Raw genomic sequence first — 261 nt, 5'->3', positions numbered from 1 at the left:
AGTGTCCTTCGGCCCTCCGTGACAACCTGCAATCTTACTATCAACAAGCGACCAGCTTGGCTGAGACCTTGTTATCATGGGTTGAGCGTCAGTCACCGGACAGCGTCAGTGAGCACTACTCACAATCACTTTCTAGCATGATTGCAGGGAGTGAGCAGACATTGTTACGCGTATCACATTACCCGCCGTTAAAAGGCGATGAAGAGCTAGGCGCTATCCGTGCTGCCGCCCACGAAGATATTAACCTGTTGACCATACTGC

At 51.3% G+C, this 261-nt stretch carries 1 pseudogene; it reads left to right on the top strand.

Features of this window, described 5'->3' with window-relative positions:
• Positions 1–56: 56 nt before the first annotated feature.
• Positions 57–261 (top strand): annotated as a pseudogene (locus tag V0R37_RS22520) (isopenicillin N synthase family oxygenase); the annotation flags it as partial.

Origin of the sequence: Pollutimonas rozaliensis, from assembly GCF_048751585.1 — a bacterium.
In the GTDB taxonomy this organism is placed as follows: Bacteria; Pseudomonadota; Gammaproteobacteria; order Burkholderiales; family Burkholderiaceae_B.
Note: the sequence above shows the minus strand (reverse complement) of the source record. Positions and strands in the feature narration are given on the sequence as shown.